Origin of the sequence: Geobacillus sp., assembly GCF_017515625.1 — a bacterium.
GTDB classification, from domain to species: domain Bacteria; phylum Bacillota; class Bacilli; order Bacillales; family Anoxybacillaceae; genus Geobacillus; species Geobacillus stearothermophilus.
In genome coordinates this window covers 1-4,187 of record NZ_JAFWFM010000121.1, presented here as the reverse complement: position 1 = coordinate 4,187, position 4,187 = coordinate 1, and the positions used below count along the sequence as shown (strand labels likewise).

4 protein-coding genes and 1 pseudogene are annotated in these 4,187 nt (G+C 50.4%); 1 reads left to right on the top strand and 4 read right to left on the bottom strand.

Annotated elements, in window-relative coordinates:
* Positions 1-532: 532 nt before the first annotated feature.
* The 3 genes from IKE44_RS07485 to IKE44_RS07475 all read right to left on the bottom strand — a co-directional run bounded on the left by IKE44_RS07485 (position 533) and on the right by IKE44_RS07475 (position 3,522).
* Positions 533-724, bottom strand: coding sequence for a hypothetical protein (locus IKE44_RS07485; protein WP_049625267.1), 192 nt, complete (start codon positions 722-724; stop codon positions 533-535).
* A gap of 144 nt (positions 725-868) precedes the next feature.
* Complete coding sequence (locus tag IKE44_RS07480; RefSeq protein WP_287465487.1) at positions 869-1,924, bottom strand: RNA-guided endonuclease TnpB family protein; 1,056 nt, start codon at positions 1,922-1,924, stop codon at positions 869-871.
* Between the two features lie 155 nt (positions 1,925-2,079).
* Entirely contained in the window at positions 2,080-3,522 is a 1,443-nt protein-coding gene (locus IKE44_RS07475; RefSeq protein WP_049625265.1) for an NAD-dependent malic enzyme, read from the bottom strand.
* Positions 3,523-3,836: 314 nt separating this feature from the next.
* Between IKE44_RS07475 and IKE44_RS07470 the strand changes: the two genes are divergently transcribed.
* Complete coding sequence (locus IKE44_RS07470) at positions 3,837-4,079, top strand: EamA family transporter (RefSeq protein ID WP_287465485.1); 243 nt, start codon at positions 3,837-3,839, stop codon at positions 4,077-4,079.
* Here IKE44_RS07470 and IKE44_RS07465 read toward each other — a convergent pair.
* Positions 4,043-4,187: pseudogene (locus IKE44_RS07465) on the bottom strand (IS982 family transposase); the annotation flags it as partial. The gene IKE44_RS07470 and the pseudogene IKE44_RS07465 sit on opposite strands and share 37 nt — an antisense overlap.

The window sequence follows — 4,187 nt, the reverse complement described above, 5'->3', positions numbered from 1 at the left end:
CGTTGCCGCAAACGAAGCGCCGACAAGTGCGACCGAAGCGGCGATCGTGGCTAACATTTTTTTCTTCATCGGAATTCCTCCTTCTTAACGTTTCTATTTTCAAAGTTTCAAAGACTTTCTCTATTCATCGTCACGCCATCCACTTAAGTTCTGTTTAGGAACAGTTCCAGCTGTTCTCTTGCCTGCACCCCCATTATAACACGGGTTTTTTGTAATATTTTTGGTTTAAATTTGGGAAAAAGGACTGTTGGAAAAAATGAGCAAAAAACAGGCTTGTTTTCATTGCCAAATAAACGCCTAAGCCGCCGGCTGCAACGGCTGGCGATGTCATCCTTTCACACACTTCCATTCCTTTTTTTCTTCTATCAGCCGATCATTCTATATTTTTCTTGCAAAAAGGGAGTTGACAACCCCTCGAACACGCTGTTTCATTTAACAATTGTTACAGTATTGTTACAAAACAGACTGACAGCTTGTCCTATTGTTGCAAACAGAAAAGCCGGGGCGGCAAGCCCCAGCTTTGATGACCATCTTATTGTTTATCAACGACAAGCACGGTTTGCACTTCGTTCGGCTTCACCTCGACCGCAAACGTTCCGCATTCGTCCGCCACGAGCGAGTCAAGCAGCTCCTCATTGAGATTCGTGCGAAAGACGCCCAAGAGCGGCTTGTTCCATTGAAATACCGCCGTCGTCGCCTTTGGCGCCGGGTTTTGACACTCCACACGGCTAAAGCCATGGGATTCTTGGGTCGTTGGCGTCCTCATCCATTTCTGGTTCGGACAACGCCCAAGTTCGGGGCTGTGTCATCAGCCCATCCCATCAGGTTAGCGTGTACCCCAATGGGCGGCGCACCTATGACCAGTGCGCTAGGTGCTCAAACCCGAAATCGCTTTGGCGATGTTGATGGCACCATTCAAGTCAGCGTGGAGGGTGTATCCGCATTTTTGGCATCGGAAGCGGATGCCGTTTCGGTTCGCTTTCTCTCGATGACCACACTTGCACGTTTGGCTTGTATAGGTCGGATTCACCCACTCGACCCGAATGCCTGCCTTTTCGGCTTTATAGGCAATCATCGTTTGCAGTTGATGGAACGCCCACGAATGAAGATTTCGTCCTGCTTCTTTTGCCGAAGCGGCTCGTTTCCGAATCCCTGTCAACTCTTCCATCCGAATCACGCCAACACCGTTGGCGAGGGCAAAGTTGACGATTTGACGGCTGATTTTATGGTTCATATCTTTCATCCAACGAGATTCTTTATCACCGATTTTGCGAATCATATGGAGCTTTTTGGCTTTGCCCAATGTTCGCCGCAAAGCCGCGTATCGTCGGCGAATGAAAGCGCATTGGTTCCCTTTGAAAAACAACGATTTCGTTCCTATGCTGGCAACGGCGATATAGCGAAGCCCCAAGTCAACGCCCATCACCTTTGTTTCGTGCCGCGGCTCCACTTCAAAGGTGATGGCAATCGCCAAGTACCATTTCTTTCTCTTTTTGTAGAGCTTGGCTGCCCCTTGTTTGGCGGTTCCATCGAGCAGCCGATTCAGCCACGTTTCTTGATAGGAACGCACGACGACCGGCACGCCAATTCGTTTCTCCAGTGTGGGGAATGAAACCGTGTAGAACTCTCCTTTCTTTTCCACCTTTACGTTTTGGTTGTTAAAGCAACACCATAATGTTCGGAACTTCTTTGTTTTCTGGTTTTTCTTTTGAGACTTCACTTCCCGAATCGTCTGATTGACGACGGCGGAAGGAAACCGCTGCGACGAAAAGTCTTTAAAAATTTTGCTCGTCGCTTGATTCAGCTCGGGATGATTCAACAGCCAATTGGCAAACGCGGTATTCACTTCTGTCATCCGTTCATACATGTCTTGTTTGACTTTCGTTGGGTTGTGCAGCTCCAGCCTGAGTGTGATCGTGGGCATGGCTTCACCCCCTTTTCTTTTGAGATTCCACACCTAAAGAGAAACATGGTGGCTCGAAGCCATCCTCTTAAGGGATTGCCGAGCAACGTCGCCTTTCATCCTACAATTAAAACCGTGGGCCTTCAGACGGCTTTTTCTGTAATTACGCACTTATTCTATTTTTGCTCCCCTGTATATCCACCTAAAGGAATATGATCCTTCCGCGCCACCCCAGTGCGGTAAGCCGCTTCGACGACCGCTTGTCTGACGCGTTCGACGACTTTGCTGTTGAAGACGCTCGGGATGATGTATGTTTCGTTCAATTCATCCTCCGTCACGACAGAGGCAATCGCCTTCGCGGCAGCGAGCTTCATTTCCTCGTTAATTTCTCTCGCCCGGCAGTCGAGCGCCCCGCGGAAAATGCCCGGGAAGCAAAGGACGTTGTTGATTTGGTTCGGATAGTCGGAACGCCCGGTCGCCATGACGCGCACGTACGGTTCGGCCAGCTCCGGATCAATTTCCGGAATCGGGTTGGCCATCGCAAACACGATCGGATCGCGCGCCATTTTTTTCACATCTTCCACTTTTAAAATGCCGGGAGCTGAGACGCCAATAAACACATCTGCGCCGGCGATGACATCGGACAAGCTTCCTTTCAGATTATCCGGGTTCGTGAGTTGCGCATATTCTTGCCAATACGGATTTTCATACGTTTCATCGCGATGGATGGCGCCATGGCGGTCGACCCCGATAATGTTGCGCACGCCGGCCGCAAGCAAAATTTTCGTGCAGGCGATGCCAGCGGCGCCAATGCCGGTGAGAACCACTTTAATGTCCTCGAGCTTTTTGTCGACGATTTTCAGCGCGTTGAGCAGCCCGGCCAAGAGCACGACCGCCGTGCCGTGTTGGTCGTCATGGAACACCGGGATGTCAAGCTCTTCCTTCAACCGCTTTTCAATCTCAAAGCAGCGCGGAGCGGAAATGTCTTCGAGATTAATGCCGCCAAACGCCGGGGCAATCGCTTTCACAATTTGAATGATTTCTTCCGTGTCTTTCGTATCCAAACAAATCGGGAACGCGTCTACTCCGGCAAATTCCTTAAACAGCATCGCTTTCCCTTCCATGACCGGCATCGCCGCGTACGGACCGATGTCGCCAAGCCCAAGCACCGCCGTGCCGTCCGAGACAACGGCGACCGTATTCCGTTTAATCGTCAGCGAATACGCCTTGCGCGGATCCTCAGCGATGGCCGTGCAGACGCGCGCCACGCCCGGCGTGTACACCCGCGACAAGTCGTCGCGCGTTTTCACTGGGATTTTTGAATTTGTTTCAATTTTCCCCCCGATGTGCATTAAAAACGTACGGTCAGAAACGTTGATGATTTTGACGCCGCGAATTTTTTTCAGCGCCTCAATGATCAAATCGCACTGCTTCGTGTCGAGGGCGCTGACGGTGATGTCGCGCACCGTGTGAACTTTGCTTGATGAAATGACGTCAATCCCGACAATGTCCCCGCCCGTTTTGCCGATTGCGGCGGCGATATCGCTGAACGAGACGATATCTTTTTCGAACTGGAGACGAATCGTAATGTTCATCGCTGCCCCGCCTGGTAATGCCATAACAATTGTCCTTCCTTTTCTCCATTTTTGTTTAAATCAGTAAATCATTTTACGGTACAAATGTTATCCTATGAACCGGAAAAAGACAACCCTTATTGTACACCCCCTTTCGGCAAACGCATGCATCTTTCCGCCGAACGTGAAACAGCATGCGTCCTGAGCCAGCGCAGCCTTCTTCCCACCGTTCATGTTCCGCTGTTGGCAAAACAGCAACAGGGGTGGCTGACGGCAGAAAAACAACATGCAAGAAGGAAATCAGAGCAGCAATGAAGTAAACGTAAAAGAAAGGAAAAACTAGACAGGAGCGAAAAAGAATGAGAGAAAAGCTGTTTCTCGTGCTGGCCAACTTGTTTTGGGCCGGCAATTACGTCATCGGGAAGTCCATCATTGCGGAAACGGGCCCATTTTGGCTGACGTTGATCCGTTGGTGCGCCGCTTTTATCGTGTTGGCGCCCGTATCGTACTGGCTTGAGCGGCCGCGCTACCAGGACATCATCAAACCCGTGGTGCTAGTTGAGCTTTATCGCTCAACTAGCCCAAGTGTAACCAGGGAATAAGCTAACAATATACCGTCTAGTGCCACTTCAAATCCGATAATCGAATTGGCTCGGATCCCCGTGATGCGATAGTGGTCAACCAGAACCGAGAACACCGTCTCGATCACT

Excerpts from the sequence above, each read along its gene's own strand:
- IKE44_RS07480 (WP_287465487.1), bottom strand. The coding sequence starts at position 1,924 with ATGCCCACGATCACACTCAGGCTGGAGCTGCACAACCCAACGAAAGTC.
- IKE44_RS07475 (WP_049625265.1), bottom strand. The coding sequence starts at position 3,522 with ATGGCATTACCAGGCGGGGCAGCGATGAACATTACGATTCGTCTCCAG.
- IKE44_RS07470 (WP_287465485.1), top strand. The coding sequence starts at position 3,837 with ATGAGAGAAAAGCTGTTTCTCGTGCTGGCCAACTTGTTTTGGGCCGGC.